Source organism: Arthrobacter sp. NPDC097144, assembly GCF_044762205.1.
GTDB lineage: Bacteria > Actinomycetota > Actinomycetes > Actinomycetales > Micrococcaceae > Arthrobacter_B.
Genome location: NZ_JBIWDW010000007.1, coordinates 135,269 through 150,683 on the forward strand (window position 1 = coordinate 135,269; position 15,415 = coordinate 150,683).

A 15,415-nucleotide genomic window follows, 5' to 3' on the forward strand; every position below is an offset into this window, starting at 1 on the left:
TCCTGTCCGCAGAAGCTGTCCGTCATGCTGGCCTGCCCACATTGACCGCGTTCCTCCGCCGTGCAATTCTTTACAGAACGAATGGTCAGTAATTGGTGTCCGCCGGCGTCGGCCGGCAACACGCAGACGGTGGGAGCAGTCATGGCGGAAGCATTTCTGGTGGGCGGAGTTCGGACCCCGGTGGGCAGGTACGGGGGAGCCCTGTCCAGCGTGCGCCCCGATGACCTGGCGGCACTGACGCTGCAGGAACTGGTGGCGCGCGAGGGACTGGACCCCGCCGTCGTCGACGAAGTCATCCTCGGCAACGCCAACGGTGCCGGTGAGGAAAACCGCAACGTGGCGCGGATGGCCGCCCTGCTGGCAGGTTTCCCCAGCGACGTTCCCGGCATTACTGTGAACCGGCTGTGCGCTTCGGGGCTGTCGGCCATCATCATGGCCTCGCACATGATCAAGGCGGGAGCAGCGGATATTGTCATTGCCGGCGGCACTGAATCCATGAGCCGTGCGCCCTGGGTGACTGAAAAGCCCACCAAGGCCTTTGCCAAGCCCGGAGAAACCTTTGACACTTCCATCGGCTGGCGTTTCGTGAACGAGCGCTTCGCCACCGGGGACCTCGCCCGGGACGGCAAGATGACCTATTCCATGCCGGAAACCGCCGAGGAACTGGCGGCGGTGGACGGCATCACCCGCGAGGACGCCGATGCTTTCGCCGTGCGCTCCCATGAAAAAGCACTGGCCGCCATTGCTGCCGGACATTTCAAGGCCGAAATCGTTCCGGTAACGGTCCCGGGCCGCAAGGGCGACACCGTGGTAGATACCGATGAAGGTCCGCGCGAGGGCACCACCGCCGAGGTCCTGGGCAAGCTGCGCCCCGTGGTCAAGCCCGGCGGCATCGTCACTGCCGGCAACGCCAGCTCCCTGAACGACGGCGCCTCCGCCATCATCGTCGCCTCCGAGCGGGCCATCCGCGAATACGGACTCACTGCCCGGGCACGGATTGTCGACGGTGCGTCCGCCGGAGTGCCGCCGGAAATCATGGGCATCGGCCCCGTTCCCGCCACCCAAAAGGTCCTCGCCCGCAGCGGCGTCAAGCTGTCCGATGTCGGCGCCTTTGAACTGAATGAAGCCTTTGCCACTCAGTCGCTGGCGTGCATCCGCCGGCTGGGCGTGAATGAGGACATTGTGAACAACGACGGCGGCGCCATTGCACTGGGGCACCCGCTGGGTTCCTCCGGATCCCGGATTGCCATCACGCTGCTGAACCGGATGGAGCGCGAGGGCGCAACACGGGGGATTGCCACCATGTGCGTCGGTGTTGGCCAGGGCACCGCCATGCTGGTCGAGGCTGTCTAAGTGGGCGCTGACTACTCGTCCTTCACCACCTTGCAGGTCACCGAGGGCGAAGGCCGCGTCACCGCGGTCCTGAACCGCCCGGAGGTCCGCAACGCCATTGACGCCGCCATGGTTGATGAGCTGCACCTGCTCTGCGCCGATCTCGAAGAGAACCCCCGAATCCTCATCCTCACCGGCAGCGGCGGGGTGTTCGCCTCCGGTGCGGACATTGCCCAGCTGCGCGAGCGCCGCCGCGACGACGCCCTCCGCGGCATCAACTCCACCGTGTTTGCCCGGATCGCCAAACTGCCGATGCCGGTCATCGCCGCGGTGGACGGATATGCCCTGGGCGGCGGGGCGGAGCTGGCCTTCGCCGCGGACTTCCGGATTGGCACACCCCGCGTCAAGATCGGCAACCCGGAAACCTCGCTGGGGATCCTGGCAGCTGCCGGTGCCGGCTGGCGGCTGAAGGAACTGGTGGGCGAACCGCTGGCCAAGGAGATCCTGCTGGCCGGACGGGTGCTGAACGCCGAGGAAGCGCTGGCCGCACACCTTGTCACCGAGCTCGCCGAGCCGGAAGACCTGCCGGCCGCAGCGCAAGCGCTGGCGGACCGGATTGCCCGCCAGGATCCGCTGGCCGTCCGGCTCACCAAAACCGTGTTCGCGGCCCCGGCCGACGCCCACCCCGCCATCGACAATTTGGCGCAGGGGATTCTGTTTGAATCGCAGGCCAAGTTTGACCGCATGTCAGCGTTCCTTGAGAGGAAGAAAAAGTAATGGCAGTTCCCTCCACAGTAGGAGTGCTCGGCGGCGGACGGATGGGGGCGGGCATCGCGCACGCCTTCTGCACTGCGGGAGCCGCCGTCGTCGTCGTGGAGCGCGACGACGACGCCGCCTCCGCAGCCTACGACCGCGTGGCGTCCGCACTGGCGAAAAGTGTTGAGCGCGCCACCGTTTCCGAAAGCCTGGCCGACCTGACCGGGCGGTTGTCCGTGTCCACCGACTACGCTGCTTTTGCTGCGGCCGGGCTGGTGGTGGAAGCGGTGCCGGAGGACTTTGGCCTTAAGGCCGCTGCCCTGGCCGCGGTCGAGGAACAGCTGGATCCGCAGGCCTGGCTGGCCTCCAACACGTCCTCGCTCTCCGTGACTGAGCTGGCACAAAAGCTGCAGCGCCCGGAACGTTTCTGCGGCCTGCACTTCTTCAACCCGGTGCCGGCCTCCGCCCTGATCGAAGTGGTGCTGGGCAAGCAGACCTCCGAAGAGCTCGCCGAAGCCGCCGTCTCCTGGGCGCGGGACCTGGGAAAGACGCCCGTCACCGTCAACGATGCCCCGGGCTTTGCCAGCTCGCGGCTGGGCGTGGCGATTGCCCTGGAAGCCATGCGCATGGTCGAAGAGGGCGTGGCGTCCGCCGAAGACATCGACGCCGCCATGGTGCTGGGCTACAAGCACCCCACCGGACCGCTGCGCACCACCGACATCGTGGGCCTGGATGTGCGCCTGGGCATCGCCGAGTACTTGGCGTCCACGCTAGGCCCGCGGTTCGAACCGCCGCAGATCCTCCGTGACAAAGTGGCCCTCGGGGAGCTCGGCCGCAAGTCCGGCAAGGGCTTCTTTGACTGGTCCTAGACAGCTGTCATGAGCAGCCGCGACGTGGACTGGGAGGGCGCCGCCAACGCACGGGACCTGGGCGGGATCCCGGTCGCCGGCGGCGCCGTCCTCCCGGGCCGGATCTTCCGCATGGGGCGGTCCGAATGGCTCACCGCGCGCGGCTGGGAACAGGCACGCGCCGCCGGAGTCCGCACCGTCGTCGACCTCCGCAACACGGAGGAACAGGGCCGCAGGGACACCGATCCGCTGCCGGCTGCGGAGGCTGCCGCAGGAATCACGTTCCTGACCCGGCCCACCCAGGAGGCGAACGACCCCGAATTCACGGCGCTGACCGGTCCCTACATGGACTCCCCGCGCTACTACCGGGAAAACCTGCGCCGCTGGCCGGAGAAGATCGCGGCGGTCGTCCGGTCCATTGCGGAAGCCGACGACGGCGGCGTGGTCATCCACTGCTCGGCCGGGCGGGACCGCACCGGGCTCATCGCCGCGCTCCTCCTGCAGCTGGCCGGAGCGTCGCCGGAAGCGATCGCCGACGACTATGAACAGGCCGTCCGCGGCATCAACGCTTTCCACTCCACTCAGGTGCACCCGCGCGAAAAACCGCTGACGCCGGAGCAGGAAGACGCGCGGGTGGCAGACGGCCGCCGCGAACTGCTCCGCGCCCTGGAAGGACTGGACGCGGAGCAGTATCTGCGCGCCGCCGGGGTCAGCCCTGCTGTGATGAAGCGGCTTCGGTCCCGGCTGCTGGGCTGATCCCGTTACACGGCCGGAGCTTCTCCGGCGCGGCCAAGTAGAAAAAAGAGCGCCGGGCCGGACCGTCGAAACCGCCGGGAACCAGGAGCGAAGAATACTGCGCGCACCACTGTGCGGCCCCGCCCGAGCCCTCCAGGGCCAGAGCCAGCGTCGGCAGGTCGTGGAACCACATCAGCTGCTGCCGGCCGTCCACGACCAGCTGGATCACGCCGAGTTCAACGTCTACATAGGCTTGGGCATCCACCCAGTCGTCGAAGCCCGCGAGCCGTTTGCCATGGATCTGATGGATGTTGTGGCCGGGCCAGAAGCTGACGCAGCGAGTATCACCGGAAGCGCTCACAGTGTGTTCCTTTACAGGTTGTCCTTGCCTGCGCCGGGTGGCGTCAGGCCGCTTCGTCATCCGAACCACCCGCCGAACAATGGGGTTGGTGTGAGGCCAGTCGGAGCTTTTACGGATCCGGATTCCTCCGGGTGCGTTGGCCGCCTCTCGTGAAGCTGTCACCACCTTAGCGCATGCCGGTGACAGCCGGTACCGTCATCTGACGGCAGATGTCATCGCCAGCCCGCTGCCGGTGCCACGTGCTGCACCAGGCTCTCCAGCAGCTGCACGTTGTAGTCCACGCCAAGCTGGTTCGGCACCGTAATCAGCACGGTGTCTGCGGCCTGTACTGCGGCATCGGCAGCGAGCTGCGCCGCGATCACATCCGGTTCACCGATGTAGCTCTTGCCGAACCGGGCAAGTCCGCCGTCCAGCCGGCCCACCTGGTCACGGGAGTCCGTCTGGGCCCGGAGCCCGAAGTACCGGTGGTCGGTCTCGGTCACCAGCGGAATGACGCTCCGGCTGACCGAGACCAGCCCGGTGCCTTCGTGGCCGGCGTCGGCCCGCGCCTTGCGGAACACCTCAATCTGCTCGGCCTGGAGCTGGTCAAAGGGAACTCCGGTGTCCTCCGTTAGGAGCGTGGAGCTCATCAGGTTCATGCCCTGCTCGCCGGTCCACTTGGCGGTGGCCCGTGTTCCGGACCCCCACCAGATTCGCTCGCTGAGCCCCGGCGACTGCGGTTCAACCGCGAGTGCTCCGGAGCTGCCGGTCATGACGGGGTCGGCCGCAGCGAGACCTGCGCCGGCAATCGCAGCCCGGAACACCAGGGTGTGCTTGCGGGCCTCGTCCGCGTCGGTGCTGCCCGGATCGGGAACATAGCCGAAGGCCTCGTAGCCGCGAAGGGCGGGCTCGGGTGAACCCCGGCTCAGGCCCAGCTGCAGCCTGCCGCCGCTGATCAGGTCCGTTGCCGCGGCTTCTTCCGCGAGGTACAGCGGATTTTCATAGCGCATGTCAATGACTGCCGTACCCAGTTCAATCCGGCTCGTGCGCGCTGCCATGGCGGAAAGCAGGGGGAACGGTGCGGCGAACTGCGGGGCGAAGTGATGAACGCGCAGGAACGCGCCGTCTATGCCCAGCTCCTCGGCGACAACGGCCAGATCGACGGTCTGCAGCAGGGCGTCCCGGGCGGTACGGACAAAGGAACCCTGCACATCGCGGTAGTGTCCAAAGGACAGGAAACCGATTTTCTTCATGTCAGGAACAGCACCGGTTTCCGAGGAGATATTCCCGGCTTCCGCCCGGCGGCGGCCTTCAACGGAAAGGCAGACAGCATGCACCTGACCATCGTCCCCGGCATTGGCGGTTCCAATGACGAGCACTGGCAAAGCCGGTGGCAGGCCGACGCGCAGGACATGTCCAGGATTGCCCCGTCGTCATGGGATGATCCGAATTTGGAGAACTGGCTGGACGCGCTGGATGCTGCCGCCGGGTCCCGGAACGGTGACACCATTCTGGTGGCTCACAGCCTGGGCTGCCTGGCCTCCGCGGAGTGGCTGCTGCGCAATCCACGAGGCGCCCGCGGCGTGCTGCTGGTAGCGCCGCCTGATCCCGCCGAGCCCGCGTTCCCCGACACCGCAGGCTCGTTCCGCGATCCGAGGCTGGACCCGCTGCCGGTGCCCGGGCTGCTGATCGCCAGCGAGAACGATCCCTACTGCACACTGCCCGGCGCGCGGCTGCTGGCCCGGGCCTGGAACATTCCGGTGATCGATGCCGGACCGCTCACCCACATCAACGATGAAAGCGGCATCGGGAACTGGCAGCAGGGCCGGGACCTGCTGACCGCCTTCGCTGCCGGGCTGGGCGTTTCCATTCCCCTCGCCTAAAAGTCGGGTAAGAATGGGCCCATGAAACTACCGGTAATGCCGCCCGTGGCCCCGATGCTGGCCAAAGCCGTTTCTGCGCTGCCCGAGGGGGAATATTCCTATGAGCCGAAGTGGGACGGTTTCCGCTCCATTATTTTCCGCGACGGCGACGAACTGGAGATCGGCAGCCGCAATGAAAAACCGATGACCAGGTACTTTCCGGAACTGGTGGAGGCACTCAAGGCAAACCTGCCGCAGCGCTGCGTGGTGGACGGTGAAATTATCCTGATCAGCGCCTCCGGAAAGCGGCTGGACTTTGAAGCCCTGCAGCAGCGGATCCACCCCGCCGCCAGCCGTGTGGTGCTTTTGGCTGAGCAGACTCCGGCTGCCCTCGCAGCTTTTGACCTGCTGGCGCTGGATGACACCAGCTATCTGGAGCGGCCGTATGCCGAGCGCCGCAGCGCACTGGAGACAGCGCTGGCTGGTGCCGCCGCCCCGGTCTACCTGACGTCCCGCACCACCGACCCCGGCACCGCGCAGCGCTGGTTCGGGGAATTCGAGGGCGCCGGACTGGACGGGATCGTGGCCAAGCCGCTCGCTGGTTCCTACCAGCCCGGCAAACGCACCATGGCCAAGTACAAGCACGAGCGCACCGCTGACTGTGTGCTGGCCGGCTACCGGGTGCACAAATCAGGGCCGGACGCCGTCGGCTCCCTGCTGCTGGGCATTTACAACGACGACGGCGTCCTCACCAATGTGGGAGTGGCCGGCGCGTTCACCATGGCCCGGCGCCGGGAACTGTTCTCGGAACTGCAGCCGCTGATATCCGATTCGGCGGAACACCCCTGGACGGCGGACAAGCAGGACGCCGGAACCCGCACGCCCCGCAACTCAGAGGGCAGCCGCTGGAGCGGGAACAAGGACCTGTCCTTTGTTCCGCTGCGGCCTGAGCGGGTGGTGGAGGTTAAGTATGACCACATGGAGGGCGAGCGGTTCCGCCACACCGCCCAGTTCCTGCGCTGGCGCCCGGACCGGAGCCCGGAATCCTGCACCTATGAGCAGCTGGAGGAGCCGGCAAAATTCGATCTCGCGGAAGTGCTGACCGCGCCGGCCGGGACGTAGCCGGCCGCGCCGCCCCGGCCGTGCGGCCAGCCGTTCGCCTAGCCGCGTCCGCGGCAGTGGCCCCGGCCCGGATGGCCCAGCCGCTCCACATCGACGGCTGAGGTGATGGCCGCGAAGTAGCCCTCGCTGTAGCCGGTGGCCGTGGGATGCAGGGCAAAAGGATCAGTGATGTCCAGGATCCAGGGGTCCGCGGACCCGATGCCGTGGCCGGCGAAGGCCGCAGTCACGTCCACGAACGTGCCGTCGCCCACCTGCCCGGCCACGACGGCGTTCAGCGCATCGGTGCCGGCATTGAACAGGTTCTGTGCCTCGACGCTCAGGATTCCGGGCGTGCTGCCCTCAAACAGATGGGGGTAACCGGCCACCACCAGCTCGGCCCGCGGTGCCGCGTCGCGGATCTGCGCAAAGCTGGCCTGCAGTTGGGGAACGACGGCGGTTTCCGCGAAGGCCTGCGCTGCCGCCAGTGCGGGGGCGCAGGTGTCCGGGATCGCGGGGCCGGCGCAGGCGGCGATGACATCAGTGAACCGAATGTCGTTGCCGCCGATGGTGACGGTGACCAAATCTGTCTGCCGGTTCAACAGGTCTGCCGAGATGGCGGCGGTGATCTGCTCGGGCAGGTCCACCGGGCCGGCGGGCGGCGCCGGGTCAGTGGTCAGTGCCGTGGCTCCGGCGCAGGACTGGTCACTGTCCAGCTCAACGCGCGGAAGGGCGTCCAGCAGGGTCGGATAACCCTCGGCCGTGCGGCGGCAGGCGTCCAGCAACGGTCCGCCGCCGAATCCTGAAGCATAGGAGTCCCCAAAAGCCACATAATCAACCGTTTTGTCCCTGCCGTGGCCCCGGCCGGGACCGTTCCCGTGTCCGTGCCCATAACCGTGGCCGCGCCCGCCGCCGTCGGGCCGCGCCTGCTGCCCGGGGCCCGGCGAGGATGTCTGGCCGGAACCGGCCGCAGCGTCTGCAGCCGCAGCCGGGCCGGCCGCGACGCCGGACAAGGCTCCGCTGAGGCCCAGCAGCAGTGCGCCCACCAGCATGGCCCGGCGCCGCCGGGCGGGCTGACGAGTGTCACCTGATTCGCCGGGGGACCGGGGCAGTGACTCTGCAGCCGGGGATTCGAACTCGTTCATGATGCTCCTTCTGAGGATGCGGGTGTGCGCTCCAAGGTAGTCCCGGACTCTCCCCGCGGACACCGCGGGCGGGGCAACCCGCCGGGAACGGGTAGATATCCGGTGCTCCGTGGCCGGTGCTCCGGATTGCCGCCGCCATCATAGTGTGATGCGCAGCATCCTCCTGTACGCTAAATCTCATTACTGAACGTCCGGTCAGTTATCCTGCAGTGCGCCGCTCCGCTGGATGCTGTACCGCCCGGGGCCGGTCCGCCGGCCGCAAGCACCGTTTTGAAAGGGCCAGTCAACGATGACCTCCACTGCCATAGACGTCCGCATTGTTCCCAGCTACATCCGGGACTCCTGGTGGACGCCGGACCGCTCGGATCTCACCGCCGCGGAACCTGCGGAAGTCCGCGATGCCAGCACCGGCGAAGCCCTGGCGCTGGTCAGCACGGCCGGGCTGGATCTGGCGGCCGCCGTCGAACACGCGCGCACCACGGGCCGGAAGGGGCTGCAGGAACTCACTTTCCACCAGCGGGCACTCAAGCTCAAAGAGCTGGCCGCCTACCTCAACGCGCGCCGGGACGGACTCTATGAGGTGTCCGCCCGCACCGGCGCCACCCGCAAGGACTCGCTGGTGGACATCGACGGCGGAATCGGCGTGCTGTTCACCTTCGGTTCCAAAGGCCGGCGCGAACTGCCCAACTCGACCGTGCTGGTGGACGGCCCCGCGGAACCGCTCTCGCGTGACGGATCCTTCCTGGGGGAGCACATCTACACCTCGCTTGCGGGGGTGGCAGCGCAGATCAACGCCTTCAACTTCCCGGTCTGGGGCATGCTGGAAAAGCTCGCCCCGGCGTTCCTGGCCGGTCTGCCCAGCATCGTGAAGCCGGCCACACCCACGGGCTATCTGGCCGCTGAGGCAGTAAAGCTGATTATCGAATCAGGCATCCTGCCCGCCGGCTCGCTGCAGCTGATCTCCGGCTCCGCGCGGGACCTGCTCGATCACCTGGACTACCGCGACTACGTGTCCTTCACCGGTTCCGCCTCCACCGCCAAGCTGCTGAAGGCCCATCCCAACGTCACCGAGGGCGGCGTCCGCTTTACCAATGAAACCGATTCGCTGAATGCCGCCATCCTCGGACCGGACGCAGTGCCCGGAACCCCGGAATTTGACGCGTTCATCAAGTCACTGGTCACTGAAATCACCGTCAAGGCGGGCCAGAAATGCACCAGCATCCGCCGTGCCATTGTTCCCGCCGGTTTGGTGGACGACGTCATTGCCGCCGCCGCGTCGCGCATTGATGAGCGGGTGGTCCTGGGTGACCCGCGGGCCGATGGTGCGACCATGGGCGCGCTGGCTTCCACTGAGCAGCTCGACGGCGTGCGGTCCTCCGTGCAGACACTGCTCGACGGCGGTGCCGCCCTGGCCTACGGCTCGCTGGATACTCCGGAGGTTCTCCTCGCGGACGGTACCCGCGGTGTTGCGGCCGAGGGCGCGTTCCTGGCCCCGATCCTGCTCACCTGGGCCGATGCCAACGCCGAAGCACTGCACTCAGTGGAAGCCTTTGGCCCGGTGGCCTCAGTGATCGGGTACGACGACGCGGCGGACGCCGTGCGGCTGGCCGCCCTGGGCAGCGGCTCGCTGGTGGCCACCGTGTGCACCAACGATCCGGACACCGCCCGGGAGCTGACCCTCGGCATCGCCGCCCACCACGGCCGGGTGCTGATCCTGAACCGTGAAGACGCCCGCACCTCCACCGGCCACGGCTCGCCGGTGCCGCACCTTATCCACGGCGGTCCCGGCCGGGCCGGCGGGGGTGAGGAACTCGGCGGCATCCGCTCGGTGCTGCACCACATGCAGCGCACTGCCGTGCAGGGCTCACCGAACATGCTCACTGCCCTCACCGGCCTCTGGCACACCGGGGCGGACCGCAACTTCGACGGAGCTCATCCGTTCCGCAAGGACCTCTCCGAACTGCGGGTCGGGGATTCGGTCCGTTCGGACCTGCGGGAGGTCACGCTCGAGGACATCACCGCGTTTGCGAACAGCACCGGGGACACCTTCTACGCGCACACCAATGCCGAAGCGGCCGAGGCCAATCCGTTTTTCCCGGGCATCGTGGCCCACGGGTACCTGCTGCTGTCCTGGGCAGCGGGCCTGTTCGTGGACCCGGAGCCGGGGCCGGTGCTGGCGAACTACGGTCTGGAAAACCTGCGCTTTATTACTCCGGTCGCCGCCGGGGATTCAATCCGGGTCACGCTGACCGCCAAGAAAATCACCCCGCGCGAAACCGATGAATACGGCGAGGTGGCCTGGGATGCGCTGCTGACCAACCAGAACGACGACGTCGTGGCCACCTATGATGTCCTGACCCTCGTGGAGAAGTAGTCCGCCAAGCCGGCTGAACCCGGCCCGCCGGGGCGGGTGTTGCCGTCCAGCAACACCCGCCGGCTCTTTGCAAACCAAACGTACTTGTTAGCAAACCATTTGGTTTGTTAGCCTTGGTGCATGAACACGATGCCGACGGTACCGCCGCGGGCTGGGCGCAGGGAATGGGTTGCCCTCATTGTCCCTATCCTTGCCGTCACCCTGCTTGCCATCGACGGGACCGTTCTGTACATGGCGGTCCCAGCACTGACGGCGGATCTGGCACCAAGCGCAACGCAAATTCTCTGGATTGGCGACATCTATTCGTTTGTGCTGGCCGGGCTGCTGGTAACGATGGGCAACCTTGCCGACCGCATCGGGCGAAAAAGGCTGCTCATCATCGGCAGCCTTGCCTTTGGAGTTGCCTCCGTCATGGCTGCCTTCGCCCCGTCCGCGGAGGTTCTCATTGCCAGCCGTGCCCTGCTGGGCATCGCCGGTGCAACGGTAATGCCGTCAACGCTTTCCATCATCCGCAACCTGTTTCACGACCCGGTCCAGCGCACGCGGGCGGTTGCCATCTGGTCAGCCGGGGCGATGGCCGGCGGCGCCGTCGGACCGCTGGTGGGCGGTGCCCTCCTGGAGTTTTTCTGGTGGGGTTCAGTTTTCCTCATCAACGTTCCCGTGATTGCGCTGATCGCAGTGCTTGGTTTCTGGCTCCTGCCCGAGTCGCGGAATCCGGACGCCGGAAAGATCGATCTTTGGTCCGCCGTGCTGTCGGTGCTGGCGATCGTTCCGCTGGTCTACGCGATCAAGCAGGCTGTCAGCTCCGGAGCGGGCTGGCCTGTCCTCGCTGGCGTGCTGATCGGCCTGGCCGCCGGCTGGTTGTTCGTGCGGCGGCAGCGCGGTCTCCGTACCCCGATGGTGGATATCAGCCTGTTCCGCATCCCGGCGTTCAGCGGTGCGGTCGCGGCCAACACACTGTCCATTTTCGCGTTTCTGGGCGTGCTGTTCTTCTTCTCCCAGTATCTGCAGCTGGTCCGTGGATACTCGCCCTTCTGGGCAGGCATGGCGGAGATGCCGGCGACCGTTGCTTCCATCGCCGTCGTCGCCGTTGTTGGTTTGGCGCTCTCGAAGCTGGGGCGCGGACGTGCCATCGCCTCCGGACTGTTGGTCGGAGCCCTGGGGCTGGCCGCGCTTGGCGTGACGGAGGGCCTGCCCGGTTACCTTGGCATCGGTCTTTCACTTGCGGTGATTGGCCTGGGCACGGGGCTCGCCATGACCCTGTCCACCGATGCCGTGGTGGCTGCGGCGCCGCCCGAGCGGGCCGGGGCTGCGGCATCAATCTCTGAGACCGCCTATGAGCTCGGCATTGCGCTGGGCATCGCCGTCCTTGGGTCCCTGCAGACGGCACTGTACCGGTCGCAGCTGGAGATTCCGGCCGGCACCCCGCCGCAAACTGCGGCAGCTGTGCAGGACTCCCTCGCCAGCGCTGCAGGCCATCTGGGCGGCCGCAGCGAGGAGTTGCTGACCACAGCGCAGCATGCCTTCACCTACGGCATGCAGGTAACCTCATTTATTGCTGCCGTGCTCCTGGTTGTTGCCGCGATCCTTGCTGCTCGGCTCATTCCATCAGAGACCACGAAAGAAGATGACCATGCCATCCACTGAGGCAGTCGCCGGACGGGACAAGGAGAGAACCCGCAAAGCGATCATTGAGGCGGCGTCCCAGACCCTTTATGTACAGGGCGGAGGTGTCAGCTTGGCAGATATTGCAGCGGCAGCAGGGGTATCCAAAGGCGCGCTGACTCATCACTTCGCCAGCCGGAACGCATTGGAGGAAGCAATTCTGGCGGATGCGTCTGAAAAGCTTTGGGACGCTGTGCATTCCCATGTTGACCTGAGCGAGAACCGGCCCGGGAAACTGCTGCGCGGCTATGTCCGGGCGCTGACCGATGCGGAGAATCCCACGGTGCGCCGGCTCTTTGCCCCCACATCCCTGCTGCTGATCATCGGCAGCGCCGAACCGGCTATCCAGGGCGTCCTTCGCGCGGACGCACAGAGGTGGCGGGAGGCATTCGCCGCCGATGGGCTGGATCCGGCCACCTCCCTGGCGGTCCGCTTCGCCGCCGAGGGGCTCGCCGGGTCCGTCGGGACCCCCTACCTCACCGCGTCGGAACTTCGGACGTCGCGGGCGAGGCTGCTGGAGCTGGCTGAGCCCGCATGACGCGGGCCGACGGGCTGTAGACGGCCTCAGGACCGCGCGTGCAGCCCGTCGAACATGATGGAAATGACATCATCGGCCAGCTGCTCCGGGGAAATGGGACCGCCGGGCTTGTACCACTCCACAATGGAGTTGATCGTGCCGAAGAGCAGGCGCGTGGTGGTGCGCGGATCAATGTCGCTGCGGAGGGTTCCTTCGCTGCGGGCAGCATCCACCAGAGTGGCCACCCGGTGGTCGAACTCCCGTCGCCGGGCCAGGGCGTCCCGCTCAATCTCCGTGTTGCCCCGCAGCCTCAGCAGCAGCGTCACGAATGGCAGGCGCTCGGTCAGGACCTGGATGGTTCCGCGCAGCACGAACTCCAGCTTGGCGTCAGCGGCGCCGCTGGAGGCGCGGGCGTCGTCGAGCACCGCCTCCAGGCCGTCAAGTGCGTTGTCCAGTGCCAGCCGCAGCAGGTCCCCCTTGGAGGGAACGTGATGGTAGATCGCGGACTTGGTGATGCCCAGGTTCTCGGCCAGGATGCCCATCGAGGTGGCTTCGTAGCCGTGCTTGTTGAACACGTCCACGGCAATGGCGAGGACTGACTGCTGGTCATACCCGGGGCGGCCCCGCCGGACGGCAGCGGATGCCGCCCCGGCGGCGGCGGATGATGTGGAAGGCATGGGCCCCATTTTCTCATGAACGTTCGGCAGGTTTGTCTCCGCCGCGGGCCGGCCGGGATTAGCCGGGCAGCAGGCCGGACTCTTTTGACCGCAGGTCATAAATGCGGCGGAGCTTTCCGCTGGAACGGGCCAGCGTACCCGGCTCGGCCACCTGGACAATGCAGGAAGAGCCCACATGGATCTTGATCTGTGCCTTCAGTTCCGCGGCGGCCGATCGGCAGTCGTCAGCGGAGGAGTCTTCCCGGCGCTCGATCTTGACTGTGAGCTCGTCCATCCGGTCCGGCCGGGTGATTTCCAGCTGGAAGTGCGGGCTCAGGGCGGGGATGCGCAGGGCAATTTCCTCGATCTGGCTGGGGAACAGGTTCACGCCGCGCAGGATGATCATGTCATCGCTGCGTCCGGTGATCCGGCCCATCCGCCGCATGCCCGGGCGTGCGGTGCCGGGCAGCAGCCGGGTGAGGTCGTGGGTCCGGTACCGGATGATCGGCAGGGCCTCCTTGGTCAGCGAGGTGAAGACAAGCTCGCCGTGTTCGCCGTCGCCGAGCACTTTGGCGTCATCGAAGGGGTCGATGATTTCCGGGCGGAAGTGGTCCTCCCAGATGTGCGTGCCGTCCTTGGACTCCACACATTCCCCGGCCACGCCCGGCCCCATCACTTCGGAGAGGCCGTAGATGTCGCAGGCGTCCAGGCCCATGGACAGCTCCAGCTCGTGACGCATTTCCTCGGTCCACGGCTCGGCTCCCAGGACGGCATTCTTCAGCGAAGTGGAGCGCGGATCGATGCCGGCAGCGCGCATGGCATCGGCAATGGTGAGCAGATAGGTGGGGGTGCACAGGATGGTGTCCGGCTGGAAGTCGGTGATCAGCTGGATCTGCCGTTCGGTCTGTCCCCCGGACATCGGAATGACGGTGCAGCCGAGTTTCTCGGCGCCGGCGTGGGCGCCCAGGCCTCCGGTGAACAGGCCGTAGCCGTAGGCATTGTGGACCTTGTAGCCCGGCTTGACTCCGGAGGCACGCAGTGACCGTGCCACCAGCGTGCTCCAGCGGTCCAGGTCGCCTGCGGTGTAGCCGACGACGGTGGGCCGGCCGGTGGTTCCGGAGGAGGCATGGATCCGTGCCACCTGCTCCTGCGGGACGGCAAACATACCGAACGGATAGGTTTGGCGCAGGTCTTCCTTGGTGGTGTACGGGAACTTGGCGAGGTCCGCCAGTTCCCGGAGGTCCTCGGGGTGGACCCCGGCGTCGTCGAACTTCTGCGTGTACAGCGGGACGCGCTCGTACGCGTACTTGACCGTGTGCTGCAGCCTGGTCAGCTGCAGGGCCTCGATCTGGTCGCGGCTCATCCGCTCTTCGGGATCAAGGCTGGCGGGATCTGCTGCTGTGGACTTCAGGAGTGACGGGGAGGAAATCATGGGGGGGCCTTTGCGTTGGAGCGTCTCAGTGGTGAAGCGGATCAGCTGCGGGGACGGCGGGCGGGATTGGGAATGGAACGTGAACGGCCGCGGAACTCAGCCACTACCCGGCTGCCGCCGCCGGGGGCGCAGGCGGTGACTTCGACGTCGTATACGCCGCTTCGGCCGGAGGAGGCACGGTACGCGGCCACGGCCCGCAGTGTTTCGCCGGGCAGCGCGGAGGAGATGAAGGTGATGTCCGCGCCGGATGCAACGGTGATCAGCTCCGCCTCTGCGAGCTCTGCCGTGGAGGGGTTGCAGGCCAGGGCGAAGGCTGTGTCCGCAAACGCGAAGACCATGCCGCCGTGGGCCATGCTGAAGCCGTTGAGCATGTCGGGGCGCAGCACCATGCTGCAGCGGGCTTCCCCGGGAGCGAGATGCTCCACCGCGATTCCGAGCCATTGGGCAACGGAATCATCTTTCAGAATCGGATGGATCACGCCGTTTTCCTGCGTTGGGGCGGTGACACCGGTGTCAGCCATGGGGCCCTCTCGTTTTAGTTACCGAATGTTCATTAGGTAATCCTGCGAGGGGCGGCGCTGTCAAGCAGGGAGGAGTTGTGTGTCACATCCGCCCGGGCCGGTTTATCCGGCGGGAGGACACCGCGCCCCGCAGT

The 15,415-nt window shown here is 66.8% G+C and carries 15 protein-coding genes and 1 riboswitch; of the genes, 9 read left to right on the forward strand and 6 right to left on the reverse strand.

What is annotated here, in order from left to right:
• Positions 1-141: 141 nt before the first annotated feature.
• Genes ACIQXM_RS15945 through ACIQXM_RS15960 form a run of 4 tightly spaced genes read left to right on the forward strand, consistent with a single transcriptional unit; the run spans position 142 to position 3,692 of the window.
• On the forward strand, positions 142-1,353 hold the full coding sequence (locus ACIQXM_RS15945; protein ID WP_400933205.1) for a thiolase family protein: 1,212 nt from the start codon (positions 142-144) through the stop codon (positions 1,351-1,353).
• Positions 1,354-2,109, forward strand: coding sequence for an enoyl-CoA hydratase/isomerase family protein (locus ACIQXM_RS15950; protein ID WP_400933207.1), 756 nt, complete (start codon positions 1,354-1,356; stop codon positions 2,107-2,109). It abuts the gene before it with no gap.
• Complete coding sequence (locus tag ACIQXM_RS15955) at positions 2,109-2,957, forward strand: 3-hydroxyacyl-CoA dehydrogenase family protein (protein WP_400933209.1); 849 nt, start codon at positions 2,109-2,111, stop codon at positions 2,955-2,957. Before ACIQXM_RS15950 ends, ACIQXM_RS15955 begins: the two co-directional genes overlap by 1 nt.
• Positions 2,958-2,966: 9 nt before the next feature.
• Entirely contained in the window at positions 2,967-3,692 is a 726-nt protein-coding gene (locus ACIQXM_RS15960; protein ID WP_400933211.1) for a tyrosine-protein phosphatase, read from the forward strand.
• On the opposite strand, the gene ACIQXM_RS15965 is transcribed toward ACIQXM_RS15960, so the two are convergent.
• Both ACIQXM_RS15965 and ACIQXM_RS15970 read right to left on the reverse strand, forming a co-directional pair.
• Entirely contained in the window at positions 3,646-4,032 is a 387-nt protein-coding gene (locus ACIQXM_RS15965) for a hypothetical protein (protein WP_400933213.1), read from the reverse strand. The genes ACIQXM_RS15960 and ACIQXM_RS15965 overlap by 47 nt on opposite strands.
• A gap of 15 nt (positions 4,033-4,047) precedes the next feature.
• Positions 4,048-4,187, reverse strand: a riboswitch (SAM riboswitch).
• A gap of 57 nt (positions 4,188-4,244) precedes the next feature.
• Positions 4,245-5,264 carry an LLM class flavin-dependent oxidoreductase gene (locus ACIQXM_RS15970; protein WP_400933215.1) on the reverse strand — a complete coding sequence of 340 codons (1,020 nt, stop codon included), beginning with the start codon at positions 5,262-5,264 and terminating at the stop codon, positions 4,245-4,247.
• Positions 5,265-5,342: 78 nt separating this feature from the next.
• On the opposite strand from ACIQXM_RS15970, the gene ACIQXM_RS15975 reads away from it, so the two are divergent.
• On the forward strand, positions 5,343-5,894 hold the full coding sequence (locus ACIQXM_RS15975; RefSeq protein WP_400933217.1) for an RBBP9/YdeN family alpha/beta hydrolase: 552 nt from the start codon (positions 5,343-5,345) through the stop codon (positions 5,892-5,894).
• A gap of 21 nt (positions 5,895-5,915) precedes the next feature.
• Positions 5,916-6,995 carry an ATP-dependent DNA ligase gene (locus ACIQXM_RS15980; RefSeq protein ID WP_400933219.1) on the forward strand — a complete coding sequence of 360 codons (1,080 nt, stop codon included), beginning with the start codon at positions 5,916-5,918 and terminating at the stop codon, positions 6,993-6,995.
• 38 nt (positions 6,996-7,033) lie between these two features.
• On the opposite strand, the gene ACIQXM_RS15985 is transcribed toward ACIQXM_RS15980, so the two are convergent.
• Entirely contained in the window at positions 7,034-8,116 is a 1,083-nt protein-coding gene (locus tag ACIQXM_RS15985) for an SGNH/GDSL hydrolase family protein (protein WP_400933221.1), read from the reverse strand.
• A gap of 289 nt (positions 8,117-8,405) precedes the next feature.
• Here ACIQXM_RS15985 and paaZ point away from each other — a divergent pair, with 289 nt between their 5' ends.
• The 3 genes from paaZ (at position 8,406) to ACIQXM_RS16000 (ending at position 12,693) form a co-directional block, all read left to right on the forward strand.
• Positions 8,406-10,490: a phenylacetic acid degradation bifunctional protein PaaZ gene (gene paaZ / locus ACIQXM_RS15990; RefSeq protein WP_400933223.1), complete on the forward strand. Its 2,085-nt coding sequence runs from the start codon at positions 8,406-8,408 to the stop codon at positions 10,488-10,490.
• A gap of 120 nt (positions 10,491-10,610) precedes the next feature.
• A complete protein-coding gene (locus tag ACIQXM_RS15995; RefSeq protein WP_400933225.1) occupies positions 10,611-12,137 on the forward strand; it encodes an MFS transporter in 1,527 nt (508 codons plus the stop codon).
• A complete protein-coding gene (locus tag ACIQXM_RS16000; protein WP_400933227.1) occupies positions 12,124-12,693 on the forward strand; it encodes a TetR/AcrR family transcriptional regulator in 570 nt (189 codons plus the stop codon). The genes ACIQXM_RS15995 and ACIQXM_RS16000 overlap by 14 nt, the downstream gene beginning before the upstream one ends.
• Before the next feature lie 26 nt (positions 12,694-12,719).
• Here ACIQXM_RS16000 and ACIQXM_RS16005 read toward each other — a convergent pair whose 3' ends face one another.
• From ACIQXM_RS16005 to ACIQXM_RS16015, 3 genes are read right to left on the reverse strand one after another with little or no spacing between them, the layout of a single operon-like run.
• Entirely contained in the window at positions 12,720-13,349 is a 630-nt protein-coding gene (locus tag ACIQXM_RS16005; protein ID WP_400933229.1) for a TetR/AcrR family transcriptional regulator, read from the reverse strand.
• Between the two features lie 58 nt (positions 13,350-13,407).
• Positions 13,408-14,760 carry a phenylacetate--CoA ligase PaaK gene (gene paaK / locus ACIQXM_RS16010; protein WP_400933231.1) on the reverse strand — a complete coding sequence of 451 codons (1,353 nt, stop codon included), beginning with the start codon at positions 14,758-14,760 and terminating at the stop codon, positions 13,408-13,410.
• Positions 14,761-14,801: 41 nt separating this feature from the next.
• Positions 14,802-15,281 (reverse strand): hotdog fold thioesterase, encoded by a 480-nt coding sequence (locus ACIQXM_RS16015; RefSeq protein WP_400933233.1) that lies wholly within the window; start codon positions 15,279-15,281, stop codon positions 14,802-14,804.
• Positions 15,282-15,415: the final 134 nt, after the last annotated feature.

Coding starts and splice junctions, on each gene's coding strand:
- ACIQXM_RS15945 (WP_400933205.1), top strand. CDS start 142: ATGGCGGAAGCATTTCTGGTGGGCGGAGTTCGGACCCCGGTGGGCAGG.
- ACIQXM_RS15955 (WP_400933209.1), top strand. CDS start 2,109: ATGGCAGTTCCCTCCACAGTAGGAGTGCTCGGCGGCGGACGGATGGGG.
- ACIQXM_RS15960 (WP_400933211.1), top strand. CDS start 2,967: ATGAGCAGCCGCGACGTGGACTGGGAGGGCGCCGCCAACGCACGGGAC.
- ACIQXM_RS15970 (WP_400933215.1), bottom strand. CDS start 5,264: ATGAAGAAAATCGGTTTCCTGTCCTTTGGACACTACCGCGATGTGCAG.
- ACIQXM_RS15975 (WP_400933217.1), top strand. CDS start 5,343: ATGCACCTGACCATCGTCCCCGGCATTGGCGGTTCCAATGACGAGCAC.
- ACIQXM_RS15980 (WP_400933219.1), top strand. CDS start 5,916: ATGAAACTACCGGTAATGCCGCCCGTGGCCCCGATGCTGGCCAAAGCC.
- ACIQXM_RS15985 (WP_400933221.1), bottom strand. CDS start 8,116: ATGAACGAGTTCGAATCCCCGGCTGCAGAGTCACTGCCCCGGTCCCCC.
- paaZ (WP_400933223.1), top strand. CDS start 8,406: ATGACCTCCACTGCCATAGACGTCCGCATTGTTCCCAGCTACATCCGG.
- ACIQXM_RS15995 (WP_400933225.1), top strand. CDS start 10,611: ATGAACACGATGCCGACGGTACCGCCGCGGGCTGGGCGCAGGGAATGG.
- ACIQXM_RS16000 (WP_400933227.1), top strand. CDS start 12,124: ATGCCATCCACTGAGGCAGTCGCCGGACGGGACAAGGAGAGAACCCGC.
- ACIQXM_RS16005 (WP_400933229.1), bottom strand. CDS start 13,349: ATGCCTTCCACATCATCCGCCGCCGCCGGGGCGGCATCCGCTGCCGTC.
- paaK (WP_400933231.1), bottom strand. CDS start 14,760: ATGATTTCCTCCCCGTCACTCCTGAAGTCCACAGCAGCAGATCCCGCC.
- ACIQXM_RS16015 (WP_400933233.1), bottom strand. CDS start 15,281: ATGGCTGACACCGGTGTCACCGCCCCAACGCAGGAAAACGGCGTGATC.